The 23,866-nt window shown below is 64.4% G+C and carries 22 protein-coding genes; 8 read left to right on the top strand and 14 right to left on the bottom strand.

Features of this window, described 5'->3' with window-relative positions; translation table 11 throughout:
* Position 1: 1 nt before the first annotated feature.
* Positions 2–1,105 carry a CaiB/BaiF CoA-transferase family protein gene (locus tag IVB45_RS31195; protein ID WP_247282457.1) on the bottom strand — a complete coding sequence of 368 codons (1,104 nt, stop codon included), beginning with the start codon at positions 1,103–1,105 and terminating at the stop codon, positions 2–4.
* A gap of 9 nt (positions 1,106–1,114) precedes the next feature.
* On the bottom strand, positions 1,115–2,284 hold the full coding sequence (locus IVB45_RS31190; RefSeq protein ID WP_007614510.1) for an acyl-CoA dehydrogenase family protein: 1,170 nt from the start codon (positions 2,282–2,284) through the stop codon (positions 1,115–1,117).
* A gap of 125 nt (positions 2,285–2,409) precedes the next feature.
* On the opposite strand from IVB45_RS31190, the gene IVB45_RS31185 reads away from it, so the two are divergent.
* Positions 2,410–3,330, top strand: a complete 921-nt coding sequence (locus IVB45_RS31185) for a LysR substrate-binding domain-containing protein (protein WP_027565224.1) — start codon at positions 2,410–2,412, stop codon at positions 3,328–3,330.
* A 226-nt stretch (positions 3,331–3,556) separates the two neighbouring features.
* Here the strand turns inward: IVB45_RS31185 and IVB45_RS31180 are convergent, their stop codons facing one another.
* Both IVB45_RS31180 and IVB45_RS31175 read right to left on the bottom strand, forming a co-directional pair.
* Positions 3,557–4,831: a cytochrome P450 gene (locus IVB45_RS31180; RefSeq protein WP_247358075.1), complete on the bottom strand. Its 1,275-nt coding sequence runs from the start codon at positions 4,829–4,831 to the stop codon at positions 3,557–3,559.
* Between the two features lie 92 nt (positions 4,832–4,923).
* Positions 4,924–6,189, bottom strand: coding sequence for a cytochrome P450 (locus IVB45_RS31175; RefSeq protein WP_247358076.1), 1,266 nt, complete (start codon positions 6,187–6,189; stop codon positions 4,924–4,926).
* 370 nt (positions 6,190–6,559) lie between these two features.
* Between IVB45_RS31175 and IVB45_RS31170 the strand changes: the two genes are divergently transcribed.
* The 3 genes from IVB45_RS31170 to IVB45_RS31160 all read left to right on the top strand — a co-directional run bounded on the left by IVB45_RS31170 (position 6,560) and on the right by IVB45_RS31160 (position 9,418).
* Entirely contained in the window at positions 6,560–7,714 is a 1,155-nt protein-coding gene (locus IVB45_RS31170) for a YjgN family protein (RefSeq protein WP_247358077.1), read from the top strand.
* 3 nt (positions 7,715–7,717) lie between these two features.
* On the top strand, positions 7,718–8,824 hold the full coding sequence (locus IVB45_RS31165) for a M48 family metallopeptidase (protein WP_247358078.1): 1,107 nt from the start codon (positions 7,718–7,720) through the stop codon (positions 8,822–8,824).
* 102 nt (positions 8,825–8,926) lie between these two features.
* Entirely contained in the window at positions 8,927–9,418 is a 492-nt protein-coding gene (locus tag IVB45_RS31160; RefSeq protein ID WP_247358079.1) for a DUF305 domain-containing protein, read from the top strand.
* Between the two features lie 15 nt (positions 9,419–9,433).
* Here IVB45_RS31160 and IVB45_RS31155 read toward each other — a convergent pair whose 3' ends face one another.
* The 4 genes from IVB45_RS31155 to IVB45_RS31140 all read right to left on the bottom strand — a co-directional run bounded on the left by IVB45_RS31155 (position 9,434) and on the right by IVB45_RS31140 (position 12,909).
* Entirely contained in the window at positions 9,434–9,643 is a 210-nt protein-coding gene (locus tag IVB45_RS31155) for a hypothetical protein (RefSeq protein ID WP_247358080.1), read from the bottom strand.
* A gap of 78 nt (positions 9,644–9,721) precedes the next feature.
* Entirely contained in the window at positions 9,722–10,351 is a 630-nt protein-coding gene (gene upp / locus IVB45_RS31150; protein ID WP_247358081.1) for a uracil phosphoribosyltransferase, read from the bottom strand.
* Positions 10,352–10,406: 55 nt separating this feature from the next.
* Complete coding sequence (locus IVB45_RS31145; RefSeq protein WP_247358082.1) at positions 10,407–11,645, bottom strand: URC4/urg3 family protein; 1,239 nt, start codon at positions 11,643–11,645, stop codon at positions 10,407–10,409.
* A gap of 7 nt (positions 11,646–11,652) precedes the next feature.
* Positions 11,653–12,909 (bottom strand): GTP cyclohydrolase II, encoded by a 1,257-nt coding sequence (locus IVB45_RS31140; RefSeq protein ID WP_247358083.1) that lies wholly within the window; start codon positions 12,907–12,909, stop codon positions 11,653–11,655.
* A gap of 387 nt (positions 12,910–13,296) precedes the next feature.
* Between IVB45_RS31140 and IVB45_RS31135 the strand changes: the two genes are divergently transcribed.
* Positions 13,297–14,424 (top strand): threonine synthase, encoded by a 1,128-nt coding sequence (locus IVB45_RS31135; RefSeq protein WP_247358084.1) that lies wholly within the window; start codon positions 13,297–13,299, stop codon positions 14,422–14,424.
* 103 nt (positions 14,425–14,527) lie between these two features.
* Positions 14,528–15,334, top strand: a complete 807-nt coding sequence (locus tag IVB45_RS31130; protein ID WP_247358085.1) for a class I SAM-dependent methyltransferase — start codon at positions 14,528–14,530, stop codon at positions 15,332–15,334.
* Between the two features lie 35 nt (positions 15,335–15,369).
* On the opposite strand, the gene IVB45_RS31125 is transcribed toward IVB45_RS31130, so the two are convergent.
* Together IVB45_RS31125 and IVB45_RS31120 are read right to left on the bottom strand one after the other, a co-directional pair.
* Complete coding sequence (locus tag IVB45_RS31125) at positions 15,370–16,185, bottom strand: DUF2927 domain-containing protein (RefSeq protein WP_247358086.1); 816 nt, start codon at positions 16,183–16,185, stop codon at positions 15,370–15,372.
* Positions 16,186–16,254: 69 nt separating this feature from the next.
* Positions 16,255–16,833, bottom strand: a complete 579-nt coding sequence (locus tag IVB45_RS31120; RefSeq protein WP_027565212.1) for a L,D-transpeptidase — start codon at positions 16,831–16,833, stop codon at positions 16,255–16,257.
* A 257-nt stretch (positions 16,834–17,090) separates the two neighbouring features.
* Here IVB45_RS31120 and IVB45_RS31115 point away from each other — a divergent pair, with 257 nt between their 5' ends.
* Together IVB45_RS31115 and IVB45_RS31110 are read left to right on the top strand one after the other, a co-directional pair.
* On the top strand, positions 17,091–18,638 hold the full coding sequence (locus IVB45_RS31115; RefSeq protein ID WP_247358087.1) for an acetolactate synthase large subunit: 1,548 nt from the start codon (positions 17,091–17,093) through the stop codon (positions 18,636–18,638).
* Positions 18,639–18,675: 37 nt separating this feature from the next.
* Positions 18,676–19,194 (top strand): hypothetical protein, encoded by a 519-nt coding sequence (locus IVB45_RS31110; protein WP_247358088.1) that lies wholly within the window; start codon positions 18,676–18,678, stop codon positions 19,192–19,194.
* 45 nt (positions 19,195–19,239) lie between these two features.
* Here IVB45_RS31110 and IVB45_RS31105 read toward each other — a convergent pair whose 3' ends face one another.
* The 4 genes from IVB45_RS31105 to IVB45_RS31090 form a co-directional block, all read right to left on the bottom strand.
* Positions 19,240–19,806, bottom strand: coding sequence for a hypothetical protein (locus IVB45_RS31105; RefSeq protein WP_247358089.1), 567 nt, complete (start codon positions 19,804–19,806; stop codon positions 19,240–19,242).
* Between the two features lie 22 nt (positions 19,807–19,828).
* Positions 19,829–21,430 (bottom strand): hypothetical protein, encoded by a 1,602-nt coding sequence (locus IVB45_RS31100; protein WP_247358090.1) that lies wholly within the window; start codon positions 21,428–21,430, stop codon positions 19,829–19,831.
* A 261-nt stretch (positions 21,431–21,691) separates the two neighbouring features.
* Complete coding sequence (locus tag IVB45_RS31095) at positions 21,692–23,227, bottom strand: heme peroxidase family protein (protein ID WP_247282442.1); 1,536 nt, start codon at positions 23,225–23,227, stop codon at positions 21,692–21,694.
* A gap of 324 nt (positions 23,228–23,551) precedes the next feature.
* Positions 23,552–23,785 (bottom strand): DUF3551 domain-containing protein, encoded by a 234-nt coding sequence (locus IVB45_RS31090; protein WP_007596464.1) that lies wholly within the window; start codon positions 23,783–23,785, stop codon positions 23,552–23,554.
* Positions 23,786–23,866: the final 81 nt, after the last annotated feature.

The raw sequence follows: 23,866 nt of genomic DNA, 5'->3' as shown, positions 1-23,866 counted from the left end.
GTTATTTTTTGGATTGGGGATTTTCGCCGATCGCCGGCACGGCACCATAGCTGCGCGTCTCGCCGACGATGATCGGCGCCGGCGCGGGATAGCTGACACGTCCCTGCGGCGTGTCGACCTCGATGCGGCGCAGATGCGGATGCTTGGTGAGGTCGGCCATGGTGTTGACCTCGGCAAAGGCGATGTCGGCGTCGGACAGCCGCCTCAGCAGCTCATCGCGCGTCATCTTGCCGAAGGCATCCGCGACCGTCTTGTCGGTGAAGTCGCGGTTGCGTACGCGCTCGACCATGTTGGCAACGCGGGAATCGGCGGGCAGATTCGGCTGGTCCAGCACTTTTGCGCAAAGCGTCTTCCACTCGCGCTCGCTCTGGATCGAGATCAGGATGTCCTTGCCGTCGCTGGACGTGAACACGCCGTAGGGTGCGATCGAGGGATGGCGCAGGCCCATGCGCTTGGGCGGATTGCCGGCCTCGGAGTTGAGCAGCGGCACGGTGCACCAGTCCGCCATCACGTCGAACATGGAGATGCGGATGTCGGCGCCCTTGCCGGTGCGTCCGCGTCCGATCAGGGCTTCCAAAATCGCCGCATGCGCGGTCGCGCCGGTCGCGACGTCGACGATCGACATGCCGACCCGTGAGGCGCCGTCGGGATTGCCGGTGATCGAGGCAAGGCCGCTCTCGGCCTGGATCAGCAAATCATAGGCCTTGCGGTGCGCATAGGGGCCCTCGTCGCCATAGCCGGTGATCGTGCACGAGATCAGTTTTGGATAGTCCTTCAGCAGCCGCTCGCGCGAAAAGCCGAGCTTGTCCATCGAGCCCGGCTTGAGATTCTGGATCAGCACGTCGGCGCTTGCGATCAGTCGCTCCAGCTCGGCGCAGCCTTCCTTGGTGGCGAGATCGACCACCGCCGATTGCTTGCCGCGGTTGAGCCACACAAAATAGCTGCTCTGGCCCTTGGCCGCCGCATCATAGCCGCGGGCGAAATCGCCTTCGGGCCGCTCGATCTTGATCACTTCCGCGCCGGCATCCGCCAGCCGCGACGAGCAGAACGGGGCCGCCACCGCCTGCTCGACCGCGATCACCCTGATCCCGTCAAGTGCTCCCATGGTGCTGCCTCAGTACGAGCGGGGCATGCCGAGCACGTGCTCGGCGATGAAGGACAGCACGAGGTTGGTCGAGATCGGCGCCACCTGATAGAGCCGCGTCTCGCGGAATTTGCGCTCGACGTCGTACTCCTCGGCGAAGCCGAAGCCGCCATGGGTCTGGACGCAGGCATTCGCCGCTTCCCACGACGCATCGGCCGCGAGCATTTTTGCCATGTTGGCCTCCGCGCCGCAGTCGAGCCCGGCCTCGTATTTGCGCGTCGCTTCCTTCACCATCAATTCGGCCGCGCGCATCGCGGCGTAGGCCTTGGCGATCGGGAACTGGATGCCTTGGTTCTGGCCGATCGGCCGGCCGAAAACGCTGCGCTCCTTGGCGTAGTTGGTGGCCTTCGCGATGAACCATTTGGCGTCGCCGACGCATTCGGCCGCGATGAGGATGCGCTCGGCATTCATGCCGGAGAGGATGTAGCGAAAGCCCTTGCCCTCTTCGCCGATCAGATTCTCCGCCGGCACCTTCATGTCGGTAAAGAACACTTCGGTGGTGGCGTGGTTCATCATGGTGCGGATCGGGCGGATCTCGAGGCCCTTGTTCTTGGCCTCGCGCATGTCGACGATGAACACCGAAAGTCCATCCGTGCGCTTCTTGACCTGGTCCTTCGGCGTGGTGCGCGCCAGCAGAAGCATCAGGTCGGAATGTTCGGCGCGGCTGGTCCAGATCTTCTGGCCGTTGACGACGTAGCCGGCATTGCCGTCCTTGCGCGCAAAAGTCTTCAGCGAGGTGGTGTCGGTGCCGCTGGTCGGCTCGGTGACGCCGAAGGCCTGCAGCCGCAATTCGCCGCTCGCGACCTTCGGCAGGTATTTTGCCTTCTGCTCGTCATTGCCGTGCCGCAGCACGGTGCCCATCGTGTACATCTGGGCGTGGCAGCCGCCGCCGTTGCAGCCCGCGCGCTGGATCTCTTCGAGGATTGCGGCGGCCGCTGAAAGCTTCAGGCCCGCGCCGCCATATTCCTCAGGGATCAGCACCGAGAGATAACCGGCCTCGGTCAGCGCGTCGACGAAGGCCTTGGGGTAAGCCATCTCACGGTCGAGCTTGCGCCAGTATTCGCCGGGAAACTGCGCGCAGAGCTTTGCGACGGCTTCGCGGATGTCGGCGTGATCTTCGGTGTGGTGTTCTTCGCTCATGGCGTTTCCAGTTGGGTGCGGCAGTTAGGATAACGCCGGCCGATCCTCTGGCGTTGTGAAAACAATGCCAGCCCCCTATGCTCATTTGCTATAGCGTATGGAGTAGCCTTCCAGGATTGGCAAGCATGGATTTCCGTCAGCTCAGGACCTTCAGTTGCGTGGCGGAGCTCGGCAGCCTCTCCAAGGCATCCGACACGTTGCGTGTGGCGCAGCCGGCGCTCTCCAGGCAGATCAAGCTGCTGGAACACGAGCTGCGCACCGAATTGTTCACCCGCAACGGCCGCGGCATGGTGCTCACGGATGCCGGCCGCCTGTTGCTGGCGCGCACCTCGGGCATCGTGCGGCAGATCGACCAGATCCGCGACGACATCCAGTCGTCCAAGGGGCCGCCGTCCGGCCAGGTCGTGCTCGGCTTGGTCCCGACCGTGAGCTGCGTGCTGTCGGCGCGCTTTGCGCGGCGCTGCGTCGAAAAGTTTCCCGGCATTTCGCTGCGCATCGTCGAGAGCTACAGCGGCCATCTCGTCGAATGGCTGCATCGCGGCGAGATGGATCTCGCCATCCTCTACGGACGCTCCGCCGATCTGCATCTCAACGTGGAAAGCCTCGGTCGCGACAACATCGTCGCGGTGGGTCCGCGCGGTTGTGGTCTGGCGCGCAAGAAGAGCGTCGATGTCGGCTGGCTGCTGCGGCAACGGCTGGTGCTGCCCAGTCATTCCCACGGTCTCCGCGCGCTGATCGAGCACGCGGCGGCGCAACGCAAGATCAAGCTCAACGTCCAGCTCGAAGCGGATTCGTTCCGCGTGCTCACGAGTCTCGTCGAGGAAGGCCTCGGCTTCGCGCTGCTGCCGCCCTCGTCGGTCCACGGCGAGGTCGCGGACGGGCGGCTGGAAACGGCTGTCGTCTCTAAGCCGATGACGCGCGAGCTCATATTCGCCTCTCCGATCGACCGTCCGGTCTCGACGGCCTCGGTTGCCGTCACCGCCCTCCTGCGCGAGGAAGTCGCCGCCTGCCGCAAGGAAGGCGTGTGGGACATCAGGTTGAGTTAGATGTGCCGGTGCGGTTTAGGACAGTAGGCCGTGTGCGACCCATCGCATGTTGTGCGAACTGTCATGCCGGAATTTTATAGCTGGGGTGGAGTCGTCCGCTCCTAATCCACCCTCGGTGTCATTGCCCGCGAAGGCGGGCAATCCAGTATTCCAGAGCCCGCAGTGCTTCAGCCGAGAAGCCGCGGCGTACTGGATGCCCCGCCTGCGCGGGGCATGACAGTGGAGCCTACCCCGGGATCCTCACCGGCAGCGACTCATATCCCTTGATGAAGCTCGAATAGATCCGCTTGGGCTCGCCGACCACCTCGATGCGGTCGAAGCGCTTCAGCATCTCTTCCCAGACGATCTTGAGCTGGAGCTCGGCAAGCCGCATGCCGACGCAGCGGTGGATGCCGAAGCCGAAGGAGAGGTGGGTGCGCGGCCGCGGGCGATCGATGACGAACTCGTTCGGCCTCTCGAACATCTCCTCGTCGCGGTTGCCGGAGACGTACCACATCACGACGCGGTCGCCCTTCTTGATGTGCTTGCCGCCAACTTCAGTGTCCTGCAGTGCGGTGCGCCGCATATGCGCGAGCGGGGTCTGCCAGCGGATCACTTCGGGCACCATGGAATCGATCAGTTCCGGGTTGGCGCGCAGCCTGTCGTACTGCTCCGGGTTCTCGTTCAGCGCTAGCACCGAGCCCGTCATGGTGTTGCGCGTGGTATCGTTGCCGCCGACGATGAGCAGGATGATGTTGCCCATGAGATTGTCGGGATCCATGAACCGCGTGGCGTCGTTGTGCGCCATCAGCGACAGCAAATCGTTGCGCGGGGCGGAGTTGACGCGCTCGTTCCAGAGCTTGGACATGTAGGCGTAGCATTCATCCATCTCGCGACGGCGCTCTTCGGCCGAAGCCACGATGCCGCTCTTGGGCAGCGCGGTCGCGACATCGGACCAGCGCGTCAGCTTGCGCCGTTCTTCCCAGGGAAAGTCGAACAGGGTGGCGAGCATCTGCGTCGTCAGCTCGATCGAGACCCGCTCGACGAAATTGAAGGTCTCGTTGCGCGGCAGATTGTCCAGCACGGTCTGCGAGCGCTGGCGGATCAGTTTTGCCAGCTCGTCCAGATGCGTCGGCGTGAACATCGGCGACACCGTCTTGCGCTGCGACGAGTGACGCGGCTGGTCCATGGCGATGAAGCTCGGCCAGTCATAACCTTCCGGCACGTCGCGGATCCCGATGCCGCCGAGCGTTGAATCGGAGGAGAACAGGCCGTGGTTGGTATCGACATGCATGATGTCGTCGTACTTCACCACCGACCAATACGGCTCGATCGGCGCATTGGTGCAGTAATGCACCGGCTCTTCGTTGCGCAGCCGCTCGAACCACGGCCACAGGGTGTCGTCCTGGAACAGCCTGGGCGCGCCCGGGTGGAACTGCGCCAGCGGGGTCGCATAGGCCTCCTCGCGCGCCCTGCGCATGCGTTCTGCCTTGTCCACTTGAACCGGCGCTTGGATGTTCATGGTGGTTGCTCCAGTTGCTTGCTCAACCTCTCCCGCGTGCGGGAGAGGGGGCGCAGCTTCCTTGTGGACGTGTCGAACTCATCTTTGCGAATCTAAGCCGCGATCTTCACCGGCAAGGTTTCGAGACCCTTCACGAAACTCGAATAGACCCGCTTGGGTTCGCCGACCACCTCGATGTGGTCGAATCGCTTGAGGATCTCTTCCCAGATAATCTTGAGCTGGAGTTCGGCAAGCCGCAAGCCGACGCAGCGGTGGATGCCGAAGCCGAACGAGAGATGCGTGCGCGGGCGGGCGCGGTCAATGATGAATTCGTAGGGCTTTTCGATCGCGTCGGCGTCGCGGTTGCCCGAAACGTACCACATCACGACCTTGTCACCTTTCTTGATCTGCTTGCCGCGGAACTCGAAGTCCGCAAGCGCGGTGCGGCGCATATGGGCCAGCGGCGTCTGCCAGCGGATCACTTCCGGCACGAAGCTGTCGAGCAGCGCGGGGTTTTCGCGCAGCTTGCGATATTGCTCCGGATGCTGGCTGAGTGCGTCGAGCGATCCGGACATGGTGTTGCGAGTGGTGTCGTTGCCGCCGACGATCAAAAGGATGAGATTGCCAAGAAAGTTCTTCGCGTCCATGTCGCGCGTCGCGGCACCATGCGCCATCATCGACAACAGGTCGCTCTTGGGCGGCTGCTCGATGCGCTCCTTCCACAGCCGCGCGAAATAGCCCGCGCATTCCGTCAGCTCGGCCTGACGCTCGTCTTCGGTGGCGACGAGGCCGTCGGGTCCGGGAATGGTGGTCGCGATGTCCGACCAGCGCGTCAGCTTGCGCCGGTCCTCCCAGGGGAAGTCGAACAGCACGGCGAGCATCTGCGTGGTGAGCTCGATCGAGACGCGGTCGACCCAGTCGAACACCTCGCCACGCGGCAGATTGTCCAGGCACTCGGCCGAGCGCTTGCGGATGCTCAGCGCGAGATTGTCCAGATGCGTCGGCGTGAACATCGGCGCCACGGTCTTGCGCTGCGCCGCGTGACGCGGCGGGTCCATAGAGATAAAGCTCTCGCGGCGCAGTTCCGGATCGATGTCGCGGATGGTGATGCCGCCGAGCGAGGAGGCCGAGGAGAACACCGAATGATTGGTCTCGATCTCCATGATGTCGTTGTAGCGCGTCACCGACCAATACGGGCCGAACATCGAGTCCTTGCAATAGTGCACGGGATCTTCGCGGCGCAGGCGATCGAAATAGGGCCAGAACGTATCGGTCCTGAACAGCTCGGGGTCGCCCGGATCGAACTGCTCCAGCGGCAGTGACGTTGCGCGTGCGCGTAACGCGTCGAGCTTCGACGCGCTTTCGATGGTCCCATGCATGACCGCTCTCCCTGACATGAACCGCGCGTTCTCGTTGAATTCTGCGCTGCGGTATTTGATTTGCAATTACAGCCGGTTGTCTGCGCCGGAGCAAGGGCGAGTTTTGCCACATGGGTGTGATGTAGCCCGGATGGAGCGGAGCGAAATCCGGGATTCGGTCCGCCACTGCCGCTGTCACGGATTGCGCTGCGCTCCATCCGGGCTACGAGGCCATTGATCCGACAACGTGATCTCGCGCACGCCCTCGGCCGTGGAATCGTGCCAGAAATCGACCGGAATCGAGCTAAATCGAACCCGCCCATCTTGGGGATCGACTAATCTCTGATCTATAAGTTTGATCGAACCAGGTCCGCACCCCGAGGTTGCCGCCGTGAACGACATGCAATGGGCCCCCATCGGCTCCGAACCCTTACCCCCGCCGCTGCCGCCCACGCGGGTCGATTTCACCGGCAATCGTACCGAGTTTCGCAAATTGGTCACCAAGGGTGCCATGCTCGAGCTCGTCACCTTCGGCTTCTACCGGTTCTGGCTCGTCACCGACATCCGCCGTCATCTGTGGGCGAACACCGCGGTTGATGGCGACGCCGCCGAATATACCGGGCGGGCCAAGGAGCTCCTGGTCGGCTTCCTGTTCGCGCTCGCGATCCTGGTGCCGATCTACCTCGCTTACTTCCTTGTCGGTATCGAGTTCGAGCGCTGGCAGGGCTTTGCCTCGACGCCGCTGTTCATCAGCTTCTACGCCTTCGGTCAGTTTGCGATCTTTCGCGCGCGGCGCTATCGCCTGACGCGCACGGTCTGGCGCGGCGTGCGGTTCTGGATGGACGGATCGGGCTGGGCCTATTCGTTCCGCGCCATGCTGTGGGGCTTGCTGGTGTTCCTGACGCTCGGGCTCGCATTGCCGTGGCGCGAGGCCTCGCTCGAACGCTACAAGATGCGGCACACTCATTACGGCGATTTGCGCGGCGATTTCAAAGCCGACGGCTGGACGTTCTTCAAGCGCGCCTGGTGGCTGTGGCTGCTGAGCCCGATTGCAATGGTGATCTTTCCGCTGGCGCCGTTCTTCTATGCCGAATTCAAGGCGCGCGAGTGGCGCTGGTGGCTCGACGGCATCCGCATCGGCGACGTCAGCCTGTCCTCGCAACTGCCGCACAACGCATTCTACGGCCTGTACTGGAAAGTGATCGGCTGGTGGACGCTGCTCTCGGCCATCTTCGCCGCCTATATCGGCGGAGCGACCATGCTCGTGGTCACGCTGAGTGGTCTTTCGGTCGAGCAGGCGTTGGGGCCCGGCAATGCCGGCAAGAGCATCCCGACACTGGTGATGATGGTCATCGGCTACCTCGCTCTAGCCCTGGCCCTCAACATCGTCATGCGGGTCTATCTCCAGCGCGATCTCTGGGCCAAGGTGCTGGAAACGGTCGATGTGCACAACATCGCCGCAGCCGCGGATGTGCGCGGCAGCGCCGAGCTTGCCAGCGCGCTGGGCGAAGGCTTTGCCGATGGACTCGATGTCGCGGGATTCTGAGCTGTGAGTGACGTATTCGCTGAGGCCCCGGCGCAATCCGCAAAGCCGACCATCTTCTTCGACGGCGTGTCGAGCCGCAGGCGGCAGGTGACGCTGACGCTCAGTGACGCGCTCGAGATTCTCGAAGAGGGTGCGCCCGTTCGCTGGGCCTATGCCGACATCCGCCGGGCCGACAGCCCGCCTGGCATTTTGCGGCTCGCCTGCGCTTCCGCGCCGCCGCTGGCGCGGCTGGAAATCCGCGACGCTGTGCTCGCCTCAGACGTGACCGCGCGCTGCATGCGGCTCGACGACCACCAGACCTCGCGCCGTGGCGTCGCAAAGATCGTCGGCTGGTCGATGGCAGCCGCCGTCTCCATCGTCTGCGTCGTGCTGTTCGGGGTGCCGCTCGCTGCCGACCGCCTCGCGCCGCTGGTGCCGAAACCGATCGAGCGCCGTATTGGCGATGCGTCGGAGGTTCAGGTGAAGACCATCTTCGGCCGCAATGCGTGCGAGGATGCGGCGGGGAAGGCGGCCTTCATCAAGCTGGTCAATCGGCTACGCGATGCCGCCGGCCTGGACGACGATTCCATGACCGCGGGCGTGCTGCCGACTCCGGTGCCGAACGCGTTCGCGCTGCCGGGCGGCAAGGTCTTCGTGCTGAAGGGCCTGCTCGACAAGGCCGAAAGCCCGGACGAGCTTGCCGGCATCCTCGCCCACGAGCTCGGTCATCTCAAGCATTACGACAACATGCGCGGCCTGATCTATAACGGCGGCACCTCGTTCCTGATCGGCCTGTTGTTCGGCGACGTCACCGGCTCGAGCGCCGTGATCTTCGCCTCGCGCAGCGTGGTCGAGGCGTCCTATTCGCGCGAAGCCGAGACCGCTGCGGATACGTTTGCCATCGAGATCATGCACAAGCTCGGCCGTTCGCCGAAGCCTGCAGCCGAATTGATGTTCCGCATCACCGGCAAGGAAGGCGGCGGCCTCCCGTCGATCCTGGCGAGCCATCCGCTGACCGAGGACCGCCTCGCGCGCATGACGAAGGAGGATCGCCCCGCTAGCGGCCCGCCGCTGCTGACGGATGCGGAGTGGCAGGCGCTGAAGGGGATCTGCGGCAGCGGCAAGATCTGAATCTCTTGCCGCCGACGCGTCGGGCCCCGCGCCAAATCACCAATCGGCGAGGAACGATCCGTCGGGGTCTGGTTATCCCCGATAGACAGCGGGAAGTTCCTCATGGCTTACGGTCGTTTCGTCACGATGATCGCGGCTTCCACCGTGATCATGTTCGCTCTGATGTATCTCAACACCTTCGCTCTGGATCACGTCTGGTACAGCCAGACCCGGACGTGGATGGCGTTGCTAATGGGCGCGGTCATGGCCGCCGTGATGCTCGCTTTCATGTGGGGCATGTACAGGAACCGTACGGCGAACGTCGCCATTCTGGCTGCCAGCGCTGTCGTGTTTGCGGTTTCGCTCTGGCTCGTTCGTAGCCAGCAGACCGTGACCGACGTTGCCTATATGGAGGCGATGATCCCGCATCATTCCATCGCGGTTCTCACCAGCGAGCGCGCGCACATCAGGGATCCCCGAGTCCGCAAGCTGGCCGACGACATCATCGAAGCCCAGGTGCGGGAGATCGGCGAAATGGAACGGTTGATCGCCGACCTCAAGGAGAAGCCCGCGCCCGCGGATGCGAAGGATCTGCCTCCGCGGCCGCCGACCTGACGGAGCGGCCTCGTATCACTTTGCCGGGGCGGTCGGATTGGTTGAGCCCGTGGTGACGCTCGGAGCGTTGTTCGGAGTGGTGGTTGTGGTCTGCGGACCGACGTCGCGTCCATTGTAGAAGAAGACGGCTGCGACTACAGCGATCACGAAGATCGCCCCGATCGCCCAGCCCACCGGGCTGTTGCGGCGTGCTCTGTCTGCTCTGCGGTCATCCTGGTAGGTCATCGTGCTCTCCATGGTAGAGCAGGAAAACCTTGCGCGAGCGAAGCTGTTCCTAATGTGACGCGGTTTGCAGGCCGACGCTTATCTTGTGCCGTAGGCGCGGTCGCCGGCGTCGCCGAGGCCCGGCAGGATAAAGCCGTTCTCGTCGAGACCTTCGTCGACTGCGGCCGTCCAGATCGGGACGTCCGGATGCAGTCCGCGCAGCCGTTCGAGCCCTTCGGGGGCGGCGATCAGGCAGGCGAGGCGAATGTCCTTGGCGCCGCGCTCCTTCAGCCGGTCGATTGCGGCCACAGCCGTGTTGGCGGTCGCAACGACCGGCGTCACCACGATCGCCAGGCGTTCGCTGAGATCGGACGGCGACTTGAAGAAGTATTCGACCGCCGCAAAACTGTGCGGCTCACGATAGAGGCCGATATGTGCGACGCGCGCCGTCGGCACCAGATCCATCATGCCGTCGACGAAGGTGGTGCCGGCGCGCAGCATCGGCACGAAGACCAGCTTCTTGCCCGCGATCTTGGCCGAATGCATCGTCGCCAGCGGCGTTTCGATAACGGTATCGGTGAGCGGCAGGTCGCGCGTCACCTCGTAGCACAGGAGCATGCCGATCTCCTTGATCAGCTCCCGAAACGATTTGGTCGAAATCGATTTGTCCCGCACCAGGGTCAGCTTGTGCTGCACCAGCGGATGATCGACGATCGTGACGCCTTGCATGACGGGATGCTCCTGAAATTGATCGATGCGCAATGCGACGCGTCTGGATTACGCGTTAGAAAACGGTCCCGTCGCTGATCACCTTCAGCGGCGGCGAACCGTCGGGGCGCCGCGCGAAGGCGATGGCGCGGCCCGCGGCCCAGGTGCCGCCTTCCAGAATGCTGGCGAGCGGCAATGTCTCAGGAGTGCGGCCGAGTTTGGCGCGGACCAGTTCGGCGAGCCGGTCCAGCAGCGCCACCGTCAGCGCGCGCCACTCGACGACGAGCAGGGAGTCCACCGCATGCGCACGTTCGGCGTCGGCGGCGTCGCGCAGGCGCAACACCTCGTGATCGACGAACAGGCCGCCATTGCGGTATTCGGCAAGCCCGGTCAGGCCGTCGATGTCGGTGACGTCAAACCCGGCGCGCTGGAGCGGCTCGATCAGCGAGTAGCTCAGCCATTGCGACAGCTTGTGCAGGGGCACGAGGCCCGAGGTCGCATCGCTGGCCTTGATTGCCGGATGGCGCCAGCAATCGCCGAGCGGAATTCCGGCAAGCTCCAGTCGCGACGGCCAGATCGGTCCGAGCTGGTTCAGCACCGCCGACAGAATCGCGGGTGCGGGAACAGCGCCGCCCTTCGCCTGTGCCGCGATGTGATCGAACAACCCGCCCGGCCGCGGCGTATCGTGCGCGCCGAACACGTCCGCGCGCTCCGTCACCAGCTTGCCCAGGCGTCGCAGCAGATCCGTCCGCCCTTCGAGCCCGAGCAGCGGATTGGCATCGCTCAGCTGAAAGGCGGAGGTGAGGGAGGCGAGGGGCAGTTTAGCAAGGATGTCCGCATCGGCCCTGAAGGGTGCGCGGGGATCGCGGGAAAAAAGACCGCTCGCGAACATGTCGAGGCTTGCAATCGCAAGTCCTTCGGATCGGCCGATGCTCCGTCCCGTCACGGCGTCGCGGTATCGCCACGCCGCACCCGCGCCGGCATCGAGCAGCACGCTGACGATGGCAAGGTCGAACTCCGCGCGTGCCCGTGCCGCGCGATGGGGCCACGGCGCCGCATCCGCAAGCCGCGCCCAGCGATCGACGCCGCCGAGCACGAAATGCCGCCAGCGCGCATGGAACGGAATCTCCAGCGTCGGATAGGCCTCGCGCGTCACGGCGAGAACGGCGTCGGCAACGCCATTCATGCGATCGAGATCGATCGTGAAATGCGTCAGCCCGTCGTTCAGGCCGATCTCGAACATCTCGCCGGCACGCGCGCGAACCGCTGCTGCGCTGAGCAGCGAACGGGCCGGCAATTCCAGAGCGTCTGCCATCAATCGATCAGTATTTTGCCAGCGAACGCCCGACCACGCCATCGACGTCCTTCTCCGGCGCGATGTCGGTGGAGTAATAGCCGGCGGCCTTCTTCGCGGCGATCTCGACATAGGCATCGGCGGGAATGAGCTCGGGCGGGATCGGCACGCGCTCGACGATGTCGATGCCCTGCGAGGTCAATGCGTCATGCTTCATGTCGCTCATCGAGAGGAAGCGGTCGATGCGCTTCAGGCCGAGCCAGTGGATGGTGTCGGGCATCAATTGCTGGAAGCGCGCGTCCTGGACGCCGGCGACGCATTCGGTGCGCTCGAAATAGGCGGCGGCGGCATCGCCGTCTTCCTGGCGCTTGCGCGCGTTGTAGACCAGGAATTTCGTGACCTCGCCGAGCGCGCGGCCTTCCTTGCGGTTGTAGATCACGAGCCCGAGCCCGCCCTCCTGCGCGCCGCGCGCGGATTCCTCGATGCCGTGAATGAGGTAGGGGCGGCAGGTGCAGATGTCGGAGCCGAACACGTCGGAGCCGTTGCACTCGTCATGCACGCGGCAGGTAATCTTGGTGCGATGGTCCGGCAGCTTGGTAACGTCGCCGAACATGTAGACGGTGGTGCCGCCGATCGGCGGCAGAAACACTTTCATGTCCGGCCGGGTCACCAGCTCGGGGAACATGCCGGCGGTCTGCTCGAACAGCGTGCGCCGCAGCTCGGTCTCGCTGGTCGCAAAGCGCTCCGCAAGGCCCGGCAGATACCAGACCGGATCGATCGCGATCTTCACCACCGACACGCTGCCATTGGCATGCACGACGTCGCCGTCGGCGCGCAGGCGCTTGGCGGCGAGCGCCTCGCGGATCTCCGGCAGGTCCAGCCGCGCCCGCGTCACCGCGATGCTCGGCCTGATGTCGATGCCTTCGGCGATGTCCTTGCCGAAATTCTCGGCGACGAGATGCCCCCAGGGATCGAGCGCGACGATCTTGGCTGGATCGCTCCATTGCGGAAACGGGCCGATGGTCGCGGCCGGAAACGTGTTGGTGAGATCGGGGCGTCGGATTGGATCGAGCGCCCCGGCGGACACCGCGAGCGCGCGGTACATCGCATAGGAGCCGCCATGGCTGCCGATCACGTTGCGATCCCCGGCGCGCGACACCGTGCCGATGATCGGCCCGCGGGCCCGTGCGTCGGCGGCGCCCCAGTGGATCGGGAAGGCAGCTGTCCTGCCCGGCTCCGGATGGGAGGTGAGGCGGATGTGGTCGGTACGGTTCGCACGGCTCATGACCAAACTCCTAAAAAGCCAACGGCCCGCCGCTCGGACGGGCCTTGGCTCGTCGCGCTGCCGATGCGGAACACCGGCGGCGCGAGCTCAATCCAACATATTGTAGCGGGCAGTCGCGACAGACAAGTTAATCGTGCTGCGCGGGGCGGGGCGGCTCGCGGCCAAATTCCCGTCATCCCGCAACCCGGCGGCGCCTGCCCAAGTGCCACGCCACCGCACTGGCGGATCCCGCCGCTATCGCAGTAAGCTTATGAACTAATTATGGTTTTCTAGTTTTCAAGAGGCGCCGCGCGGTTGGCGTGGCGGGCGTCGAGTTTCCGGACAAAACGTGTCATCAAACCAAACGCCCAGATCGCCTTTGCCCTATCGCCTGCCCGGGAGACCGCCATGTCCGCCGCTACCTACATCGACCCTCGCAACGGAAAGCTCTATCCGCTGGACCAGCCGCGCTGGTGCTCGGACGAGCGCACGCCGCTGCTGGTGACGCCGGGGGCCGGGATATCGCGGGAGGAGATCGAGCCGCGCACGCGCTCGCTCTGGCGCTACCGGGCGGCGCTGCCGGTCGAGATCACGACTCCGATCACGCTCGGCGAAGGCTGCACGCCGCTGGTGCAGCAGGCCTGGGGCGAGCTGCGCCCGTTCTTCAAGCTCGAATGGTTCAACCCGACCGGCAGCTTCAAGGACCGGGGCTCCGCCGTAATGCTGTCCTTCCTTCGTCAGATCGGCGTCGACGCCATTCTGGAGGATTCGTCCGGCAATGGCGGCTCATCGATGGCGGGGTTAGGTGCCGCCGGCGGCATGCGCGTGAAGATTTTGGCGCCGGCATCGACGTCGCCGGCCAAGATCGCGCAGGTCCGCGCCTATGGCGCGGCGGTGCAGCTCGTCGAGGGCCCGCGCGAGGAATCGGAGGCCGAGGCGATCCGGCAGTCGAGCCAGACCTTCTATGCCAGCCACAATTGGCAGCCGTTCTTTCTCGAAGGCACCAAGTCGCTCGCCTATGAGATCTGGGAAGACCTTGGCTTTCGCGCCCCGGACAACGTCATCGTGCCGGTCGGCGCCGGCAGCTCTCTGCTCGGTTGCGCCTTTGGTTTCCGTGAGCTGTTGAAAGCCGGCCAGATCACCAGGCTGCCGCGCCTGTTTGCGGCGCAGCCGCTCAATTGCTCGCCGATCGATGCGAGCTTCAAGGCGGGCGTCGACACGCCTGTCGCCCGCGAGGTCAACAAGACCATCGCCGAAGGCACCGCGATCAAGCATCCGCTGCGCCTGCGCGAGATCATCGGCGCGTTGCGCGAGAGCGGCGGCGGCACCGTCGCGCTCACCGAGGATGAGATCGTCGCCGCGCTGCGGCGCTTGGCGCGGCAGGGCCTGTTCGCCGAGCCGACCAGCGCCAGTGCTGCCGCCGCGCTGGACAAACTATCCGCCACCGGTGCCATCAAGGCGAACGAGACCACGGTCGCCGTCCTCACCGGCACCGGCCTCAAGGCTGCGACCATCGTCGCCGATCTCGTGCAATAGGAGCGCCAAGGAGGCGAAGCCGTCGCCGTCATGGGACCGCGTTGAACCTTTGGCATCCGTCGTCAGCCTCATGAAGGCCGACATCGAGCGAACGGAGAGTTCCATGCCCGATCAAGACCCGTTTGCTGGTTTCAAGGCCGTCCAGAAGGAAGCCTGGTCGCTGTTCACGCCGATGGAAGTGTTCACGACCCCCTCGGCCGCCAAGCTCGTGAGCTTCGCCGGGGTCGCGACCGGCCAAAGGCTGCTCGACGTCGGATGCGGCACCGGCGTCGCCGCGATCACGGCGGCGCGCCGCGGTGCGAAGGTCAGGGGTCTCGACCTGTCGCCGGTCCTGATCGAACGTGCCCGCGAGCACGCGCGGCTGGCGAACCTCGACGTCGACTTCGCCGAAGGCGACGCCGAAAGCCTGCCCTATGGCGACAACGAGTTCGACGTGGTGCTCAGCCAGTTCGGCCATATGTTCGCGCCGCGTCCCGAGGTCGCCATCGGCGAGATGCTGCGCGTGCTGAAGCCCGGCGGCACCATCGCCTTCTCCACCTGGCCGCCGCATCTCTATGTCGGACGGATGTTCGCGCTGATCGGCCGCCATCTGCCGCCGCCCGAGGGCGTGGCATCACCGGTGTCGTGGGGCGATCCCAAGATCGTCGCCGAACGTCTCGCAGGGAAAGTGAAGGACGTCGCCTTCGACATGGACATCATGACGCCGTCCGCACTCAGCCCGCAGCATTTCCGCCGCACCATGGAAACGACGATCGGCCCTTTGATCAAGCTCATTGCCCAGTACAAGGACGAACCGGACAGGCTGCGGAGTTTTCGCAACGAGTTCGAGGCGCTGATTTCCGAATATTACGACGGAAGCAACAACGTGATGCGCCAGCAATTTTTGATGTCGAAGGCGAGGAAGGTGTGACTGCTTTCTCTTCTCCCTTGCGGGGGAAGAGCGCCTCATTCCTTCAGATCGTTCACGCGCCTCACCCAAATGCGCACATCGGTGAGCACGCCGGGCAGCACCGCCTTGACCTCCTGTATGGTCATGCCGGCCTTGATGCGGGGATCGTAGAGCAGGTTGAGAATGTACTGGTCGTAGACGTCGAAATAGCCCATCGAGACGTTGTCGTTGAACATGGTCCAGGGCACGGTCGCGGTGTCGTTGATCGGGCCGAGCGATTGCAGCAGCTCCTCATAGGCGCAGTCGAGGAAGGTGAAATCGCCGTTGTCGACCGTGAGGATGACGTCGGAATGCTCGATCTCGAAATTGTCGTTCTTGCGGAAGCCGGACAGGCATTGCGGATCGAGCGAGGTGCGGATCTCGCGGGCCTTCTCCGCACCGTAGAAGCTTGAGATGGTGCGGAACAGATCGCGGTCGCGCACGAGCTTCACCCGCACATTTGCGGCCTCGCTGCTGTCGATCATGGCGATGTCGAGATGCTGCACGCGCTTGCCGATATCGGCCACGACCTTTGCGAGCTGCGCCTTGCGGTCGGCGCGGTCGCTCTCGGCGAACACGCGCACCGGTCCGTCGAACTTGCGGATGCGGTCGACGCGGCCGGCAAGATGGTATTCGGCGCCGAACGCCGTCTTCAGAAAGCCATCGACGATTTCGCCGTCGGTAAAGCTCTTCTTCTCGGCGCGCTGGCGCGAGGCGATCGCGGGCAATTCGCCCGCGACGGCGATGGTAGCGGTGTCAGGGGCAAACGCGACGGTGGCGAGCGCCAGCAGGGCGATGCGAAAGCCGGACGAAGACGGGGCCAATGCGCTCATTGCCAGGCGACGCTGCCGTATTCGGAACCGACGCACAAGACCGCATATCCACGCGCTCGCCGGTTCCTGCTAGTTGTTCAGCACGACCACGGTGGTGCCGACCCCGACGCGGCCGTAGAGGTCGGTGACGTCGTCGTTGGTCATGCGGAAGCAGCCCGAGGACACCGCCTGGCCGATCGTCTCCGGCTCGTTGGAGCCGTGGATGCGGTAGAGCGTCGAGCCCAGATACATCGCGCGCGCGCCGAGCGGATTCTCGACGCCGCCCTTCATGTGACGCGGCAGGTCCGGCCGGCGGGCCAGCATCTGCGACGGCGGCGTCCAGTCCGGCCATTCCTTCTTGGCGGTGATCCTGTGCACGCCGCCCCAGCGGAAGCCGTCGCGGCCCACACCGATGCCGTAGCGCAGGGCCTGACCGTTCTGGAGCACCAGATAGAGCCGGCGCTCCGAGGTGTTCACCACGATCGTGCCGGGGGCGTAATTGCCGTTGTACATGACGGTGGTGCGGGGAACCGGGCTCGAGCCGCCGCGGAAGAAATTCGGGCCGCCGCCCATGATGTCGCGGGAGTCGAACTCCTCGGCGAAGGCGCCGCCGGCGGTCGCCGACAGCAGTGCGATGGCGGCAATCGGCGCGGCAAAAAACCGGATCATTGTTTCCCCCAGCAAAAAAATCGATTCAACTGAAGTCACAGGCCATATTTGCGAGCTTTCCGCAAGCCACGGCACCGTGAGGGAGGCATCCTTAATGAATGGCGTTACCAAATCGGCAACCATGCCAATTTGCCGGAAAGCATTAGCCAAACGGGCGCATCGCAGGGCGGCGATGCCGGCTATTGCTTTGACGAGACGAGCGAACAATGATTGATCGGACGGATTGTTGGAACATTGCCGGTTGCGGGAGCTGACGGATGAACGGTGCGGAAAGTCTGGTGCGGACGATGGTCAAGGGCGGGGTCGACGTCTGCTTCTCCAACCCCGGCACCTCCGAGATGCATTTTGTCGCAGCGCTCGACCGCGTGCCCGGCATGCGTTGCGTGCTCGGCCTGTTCGAAGGCGTGGTGACCGGCGCCGCCGACGGCTATTTCCGCATGAAGGGCACGCCGGCCTCGACGCTGCTGCATCTCGGTCCCGGTCTCGCCAACGGCCTGGCCAATCTGCACAACGCCAAGAAAGCGAATTCCGGCATCGTCAACATCGTCGGCCAGCACGCCGTCTACCACATCGGCTACAACGCGCCGCTGACCTCCGACATCGAGGGCCTGGCCCGGCCGATGTCGTCCTGGGTCCGGACCTCGCCGAACTCCAAATCGGTCGCCGCCGATGGTGCCGCGGCGATCGCCGCCGCCAAGAGCGCGCCGCCGCAGATCGCGACCCTGATCCTGCCCGCCGACACCGCCTGGAACGAAGCGGACGGCATCGCCGAGGTTCCGGCCGAGCAGCAGCGCGCGAGCTATTCGCCGCAGGCGGTCGATCAGGCCGCCAAGATCCTGCACGGCGACGGCGAGGGCACGCTGCTGCTGATGACCGGCAGTGCGCTGAGCGAGCAGGGCCTGGCGCTGGCCGAGCGTATCGCCGCCAAGACCGGCTGCACCGTGATGGGCCCGACCTTCCGTCCCAGGATGGCGCGCGGCCGCGGCCGCTTCTCGATCGATCGTATCCACTACGTGATCGACAACGCGCTGCAGATGCTGGCGAGGTTCCGCCATATCGTGCTGGTCGAGTCCGACGATCCCGTGGCGTTCTTCGCCTATCCGAACAAGCCGAGCATCCTCAAGCCCGAGGGTTGCGACGTGCATCGCATGACCTCCTGGGGTGAGAATTCGGTCGCGGCGCTGGAAGCGCTCGCCGGCGCGGTGAAGGCCAGCGCGAAGGACGTCAAGCCGCAGGCCGCGGCCGAGCTGCTCAAGCCGACCGGCGCATTGACCCACGCCTCGATCGCCCAGTCGATCGCCTATGCGATTCCCGAGAATGCGATCCTGGTCGACGAATCCCTCACCACCGGGCGCGCCTTCTTCCCGCCGACCGCGGCGGCTGCTCCGCATGACTGGCTCCAGAACATGGGCGGCTCGATCGGCTTCTCGACGCCGCTCTCGATCGGCGCCGCGATCGCCTGCCCGGACCGCAAGGTGATCTGCATGGTCGGCGACGGCAGCGCGATGTACACGATCCAGTCGCTGTGGACGCAGGCGAGAGAAAACCTCAACATCGTCACCATCGTGTTCGCCAATCGCATCTACCAGATCCTGCGCGGCGAGTTCGACAATGTCGGCGCTGGCGAGCCCGGCCAGCGCGCCAATGACATGCTTCGTCTCGACCGGCCGACGCTGGATTTCGTGGCGCTGGCCAAGGGCATGGGCGTGCCCGGCCGCGCCGTCACCAACGCGGACGAGTTCAACAAGGCGCTGGCCGAAGCCGTCGCCGAGCCCGGGCCGCGGCTGATCGAAGTCCAGATGTAGGGCACCGCATCAGGAGCGCCGAGGGCCCGGAGGCAAGATGCAGACCGAGCTGAATAAGGTGATCGCGGCGCTCCGGGACTTCTACGCCCAGGAAGCATTCCTGTTCGCGAAGGACATCGGCGAGCGTGCCATCACGCACCGCTTCGCCGTGCATCTGGAGAAGCAATTCTCCGGCTGGTCGGTCGACTGCAACTACGACCGGCTCGGCGAGCGTACGCTGCATCTGCCGCACGGCACCATCATCTCGACCGATGATCATCTGGGCAAGTCGATCTACCCCGACGTCGTCGTGCATCAGCGCGAGATCCCGAACAATTTGCTCACCGTGGAGATCCGCAAGGCGAGCAATCACACCGCACTCGACCACGACCAGCACAAGCTGATGGCGCTGACCGATGCGCATGTCTGGTTCGCGTATTGGATCGGCGTGCTGCTGGTGCTGGACAAGGACCATGTGACGATCTCGGAGGTCTATGTCAGCGGCGTCCTCGATCAGCCGATGTCGCGCTGGTTCGCGACGCGGCTGGAGGAGATCGGCCTGAGGGCTGCGCGGTAAGGCGCGTGCCGAGATTGTCGCCTTTAATTCAGCTATTGCTTTGAGTCATAACCCAAGCGCGATCTCAGCCCATTTCAGCATGCGGTCGCTATTGAGGAATGACAGCACCGCCGGCTCCAGTGACGCGGTCGCGCCCGGTGAGAGCAAAGCCGTCGCGGCCACCATGTCGCAGCGTTGATTGAAGGCGAGTGAGAGCGCGGCCTTCGGATTCCCCTCAACGCGATATGCCCGGCTGCGGCCGCGCATCGGACCGACGACGATCTCTCGGCCGGCAGCCGTCGGCGTTGCCTTCCCAATCAGCGCCAGGTCGCCCATCTGTTCGAGGTCGCCGTCGTCGGCAACGCCGGTGGCGCAATTGCAAAAGCCGAGCTTGGGGCGAACGTAGAGCTGGACCTCGCCGCCGCAATCTTCGGCCTTGCAGCGAAACGCCTTTCCTTTCCCCCAGGGATCCGCGCCGAAAGGCCAGTCGATTTCCGTCCACACCGGGCGGACCTCGCCGGAGGCCGCTGTTGCGCGTGTCGGTTCGCCGGATCGCAATATCCAGAGCGCCGCGGCTGCGCAGAGCAGCGCACTGGCTGCGCTGATTGCAACGAATTTGCTTGTCAGGCGCATGGAAGTTGCCGCGGCACCTTTGCTAATTCTGAGCCATCAACTTTCGTGCGGCCGCGAGGTCTTCCCGAGATGAGTCGCCATTTCTCGCCGTTTCGACGACTTTGGCGTAATACTGGCGGGCCTTCACAGTATCCCCCGCTTTCTCGGCCGCGTGAGCGGCGCCGATCGTCGCGCCAAAGCGGTTCGGCTCCTTGCGCATCGTGCTTTCGAACGCGACCAATGCCTCCGTCGCCATGCCGCGTTCGAGCAGCATGGTCCCGTAAAGCTCGCGTGCGGGGGCAAGCGGACCCGGCGTCACGATGGATTTTTCGGTCTTGTCTTCGGCATCGGCGGCAAGGCGCATCGCTTCCAACGCATCCGCCTGTTTCCCCAAGGCGTTGAGCTGCCAGGCTGTAGCGACCTGCCGCTGAATGTCCACGATTTCGGCCCAATAAGCGTCCTTGTCCTGCTGCAGCTTGTTCCGCAACTCCGCCAGCTTGGCGATGTCCGCCGTTGCCGCGTCTGCATTGCCGGAGCGCGCGGCGCCAAGGGCGCGGGCGAAATAGGTGATGGCGTCGACATAGGCAAACCGGCTCGGCTCGACCTTCAGCGCGGCAGCACCCTGCCAATCACCGCGCTCGACCATATAGCGCGCTTGGCTGGCCGCGATCGCGTAGGGACCGGCGCGGACAGCCGGCGCATAGCCAGTGGTCGCAATCATGTCCGCGATGACGTCGCTGGCTCGGCTGTCCTGCGCAAGCTGGAGCAGCGCGTAGACCATATAGTCGTCGGCATGCAGCTGCTCGCTGGGGTCCTTGCCCTCCTTGGCAGCCTTGGCGGAACGGCTATTGGCGTCAATGGATTCGTTCCAGTAGCCGACGCGCGTGAAGATGTGCGACGGCATATGCAAGGCGTGCGGTGCCGCCGGCGCGATCTCGGAGTAGCGCTTGGCAGCGTCGAGTCCTTGCCCTGCGATCGCCGGATAGTCATAGAGATGGATCAGGTAATGCGCGACGCCGGGATGCCGCGGCTGGCGCTTGAAGATCGGCTCCAGGATAGCGGCGCCCTTGAGCTGGTTGGCATAGGACTTGTCGTTTGGTGACGCCGTGACATTCAGCGTGATGGCGTAGGCGATCTGCGCCTCGTCATCATCGGGATAGCGCGCGGCGACGGCTTCGGTTGCCTTGAGATAGGACTGCGCGCGCTGGCCAAACGTCGTCTTTTCGTCGCCCGAATAGAAGGCCAGCAGCGCGTCGATATAGTCACGTTCGCGTTCGCTCTTGGCGCCGAGTGCCTTGGCCTTCTGCAGCGCGGCGAGACCTCCGGTGAGGTTTTCCTTCGGCGCGGCAAAATGCGGATTGTACAGCAGGCTCAGGGCAATGCCCCAATAGGCGATCGCGCATTCCGGATCGGCCTGCAGCGTCTCCTCGAAAATTTCCTTTGCGGGCCGGTACCAGAACGAGTGCTGATAACGCATCCCGCGATCAAAGCGGCGCTGCGCCACCTCGTTGCAGGAGGTCTGGAAGTGCACCTTCCCAAATTGCTCATCGGCCCCGTCCTTCGCGCGTGCGGCAGGCGTGCCGGAAATCGAGCCTAGGGTAGCGAGGGCGAGAAGAGAAATGGTTCTCAAGGCGAGCGCGCGCATCGGCCCCTCCGTTTTCTGTTCAGAATAAATCTGGTCAGATGGCGCCGATAAAACCGAGGGCGCCGAAGTTCGTACTGCTGAGATTGGCAATGGCAATTGTTGCTAAAGGATTTCTCCATTCGAGATGCGAGTCAACAGGAAGCGGACAGATTTGCGTTAGGGAAGCACGCCTGCCAGGATCCATCCGCCCGCGCGTCGAGGCGAGTGGGCCACAAGGCCGCTCGCACGACGAGCGGCCTTGCATCATCGTCCCTCATCCGCTCAATGCAGCGGATCGCCTTGGCCGAGCGCGTAGGCGACGAGGTCCTTCAGCGCGAAGCCGGAGCCGGTCACCGGCGTCCATTGCGGGTCGAGCGACAGCACGGAGGAATTATCTCCGAACATCATGCCGAGGAAGACCTCGGCGACGATGCGACCGCCGACCGGTCCGAGCTGCGGTGTCCTGACCGTGGCGGGCCCGCCGGTGGCGGGGATTGCCATGTCCGTCGCGTTTTGCCGCGCCTCGGCGAGGATGTAGGCCCACAGCGGGCAGTTGTCGGCAAACACGCCGTTCGCGATGGTCGCGATCTTGACTTGCGGATCACCCGTCCCGGGCTCGTCGACCGCCTTGCCGATGATGATGTCGTCGTCGCTCAGCGGCGTCAGGTTCATCGCCCTGGCGACGGCCTGGCCCGACGGCAGCCCGAGCCGCCAGCTGCGCTCGAGATTGCGCAGCGCGAGCGACGCCGGATTGGAGGCGACTTCCGGCGGCAGCTTGCGCAGCGGGTCTACCAGCGAGGCATCGATGCGATAGGCGAACTGCAGCCGCCTCTTGTTGTCGGGATTGGTGTCGTCGTCCTCGACGCCATAGGGGCGCGTGTCGAGATCGATGAAGCGGCCCCAGTCCATGGCACGTCCCGGTCCCATCGCACGGAAGCCGGTCAATGCGTTGTGGTCGGGATTGTTGGGATCGGGGAAGATCTGCAGCAACATGTTGGCCGCGTCGTTGAGCCGGTAGCCGGGGCGGATCATGGAGTGCCCGAGCCGGTAGGCCGCGACCGAGAACTCGACCGGCATGAACGGATAGGTCTTCCAATGGTAGTAAGCGAGCTTGCTGCGGTCGTAGTGACCTGCGGTTTTCAGCTCGTCCAGCACGCTGGCGTGGACGATGCGCGGCAGGAAGTCGTTCAGCACCACGTACTGATAGTGGAATCGAACGCGCTGCTGCACGTCTTCGAACGACAGGCTGTCATTGTCGTCGACCATGCGGTTGTGAAAGCGCAGCATCAAGGCCTGGAATTGCGAGACGATGCTGTTCTCGTCGTTGCGGGGATCGCCGATCAGCGCGCGGCCCTTGAAGCGCGGCAGGTCGACCGCATCGGGCACGCCCGCGCCCGTGACCTTCTCGCCGAGCCGGAACTTGATGCCGTCATACATGTAGGGCTGGTCGTTCGGACCGCGGCCGTAGACATTGTCCATGTCGAGCGACGGCGTGCGGAAGTCGACGAGCCCGTCGGGATCCTGCTGCTTGGTCAGAGAGCTGACCGGATCGAAGGTGATGTCGTGGTCGACGAACTGGCCGAAATAAGTGTAGAGCGAAGGAATGCCGCTCTCTTCCGCGTCCGGCCCGTCCTTCGGCCCGTCGAAGCCGGCGATCATCTTGTCGGCGAGCGCCGACAGGTTTGCGATCGTGCCGGAATCGTTCGGGCCGAATTTGGCCGGTGCGAGCTTGCGGAACATGCGGCCGAAGCGGCCTTGCGAAAGCGGCGAACGCGTTGCGTTCAGACCGCGCGGAACAATTGCGTGGCGGCTGCTCATTGAAACACCTTCCTGAAAAGTCGAATGAAACAGTTCGGGCTCAAGTTTCTCGCGCTGGGGTTTGCAGCCTAGGCGCGATCGCGCCTGCCACGAGCGAGATGGATCACAATTGCCCGGCATCGAAATTTTCGGTAGGTGCGGCTTTCCCGCAAGCCACGGCTGCGCATCGTGAATTTCTTCGTGGCGATGACGGATAACATTCTCGTCATCGACGGACGCGGGCGGGTTCGCACAGTTTCAATTCGCCGAGGCGTCGGCGAAATGGATCGGCTTCACGCAAAAATTGCGGCGGCGCGCGCGTCATGCGCGCACGCCGCCAATTCGTCAGTAGTCGCGCTGCTGCGAGAACGCGTAGCGCGGGTTGATGCCACAATAGGACGACGTGCCGGACGCGGTGGCGAGGCACTGCTGATAGCTGGCGAACTGGCAATTGCCGGGGTAACCCCACGAGCGGCCCTGGATGCAATATCGATCGTTCGCAGGATGTGCCTGGGCTGCCGGGGATGCTACGGCCAGCAGGGCCGCGAGCGATGCGAGAGTGAGGATGGTGCGACGCATGTCAGTCTCCTTCGTGAGCGAGTGGGTGGGAATGTCAGCGAGCCTGGCTCGTCTGCTGCAAAGTCATGCCTGTGTTGGTGT

The organism is Bradyrhizobium sp. 4, assembly GCF_023100905.1.
In the GTDB taxonomy this organism is placed as follows: Bacteria; Pseudomonadota; Alphaproteobacteria; order Rhizobiales; family Xanthobacteraceae; genus Bradyrhizobium.
This window is presented reverse-complemented; position numbering and strand designations above follow the sequence as displayed.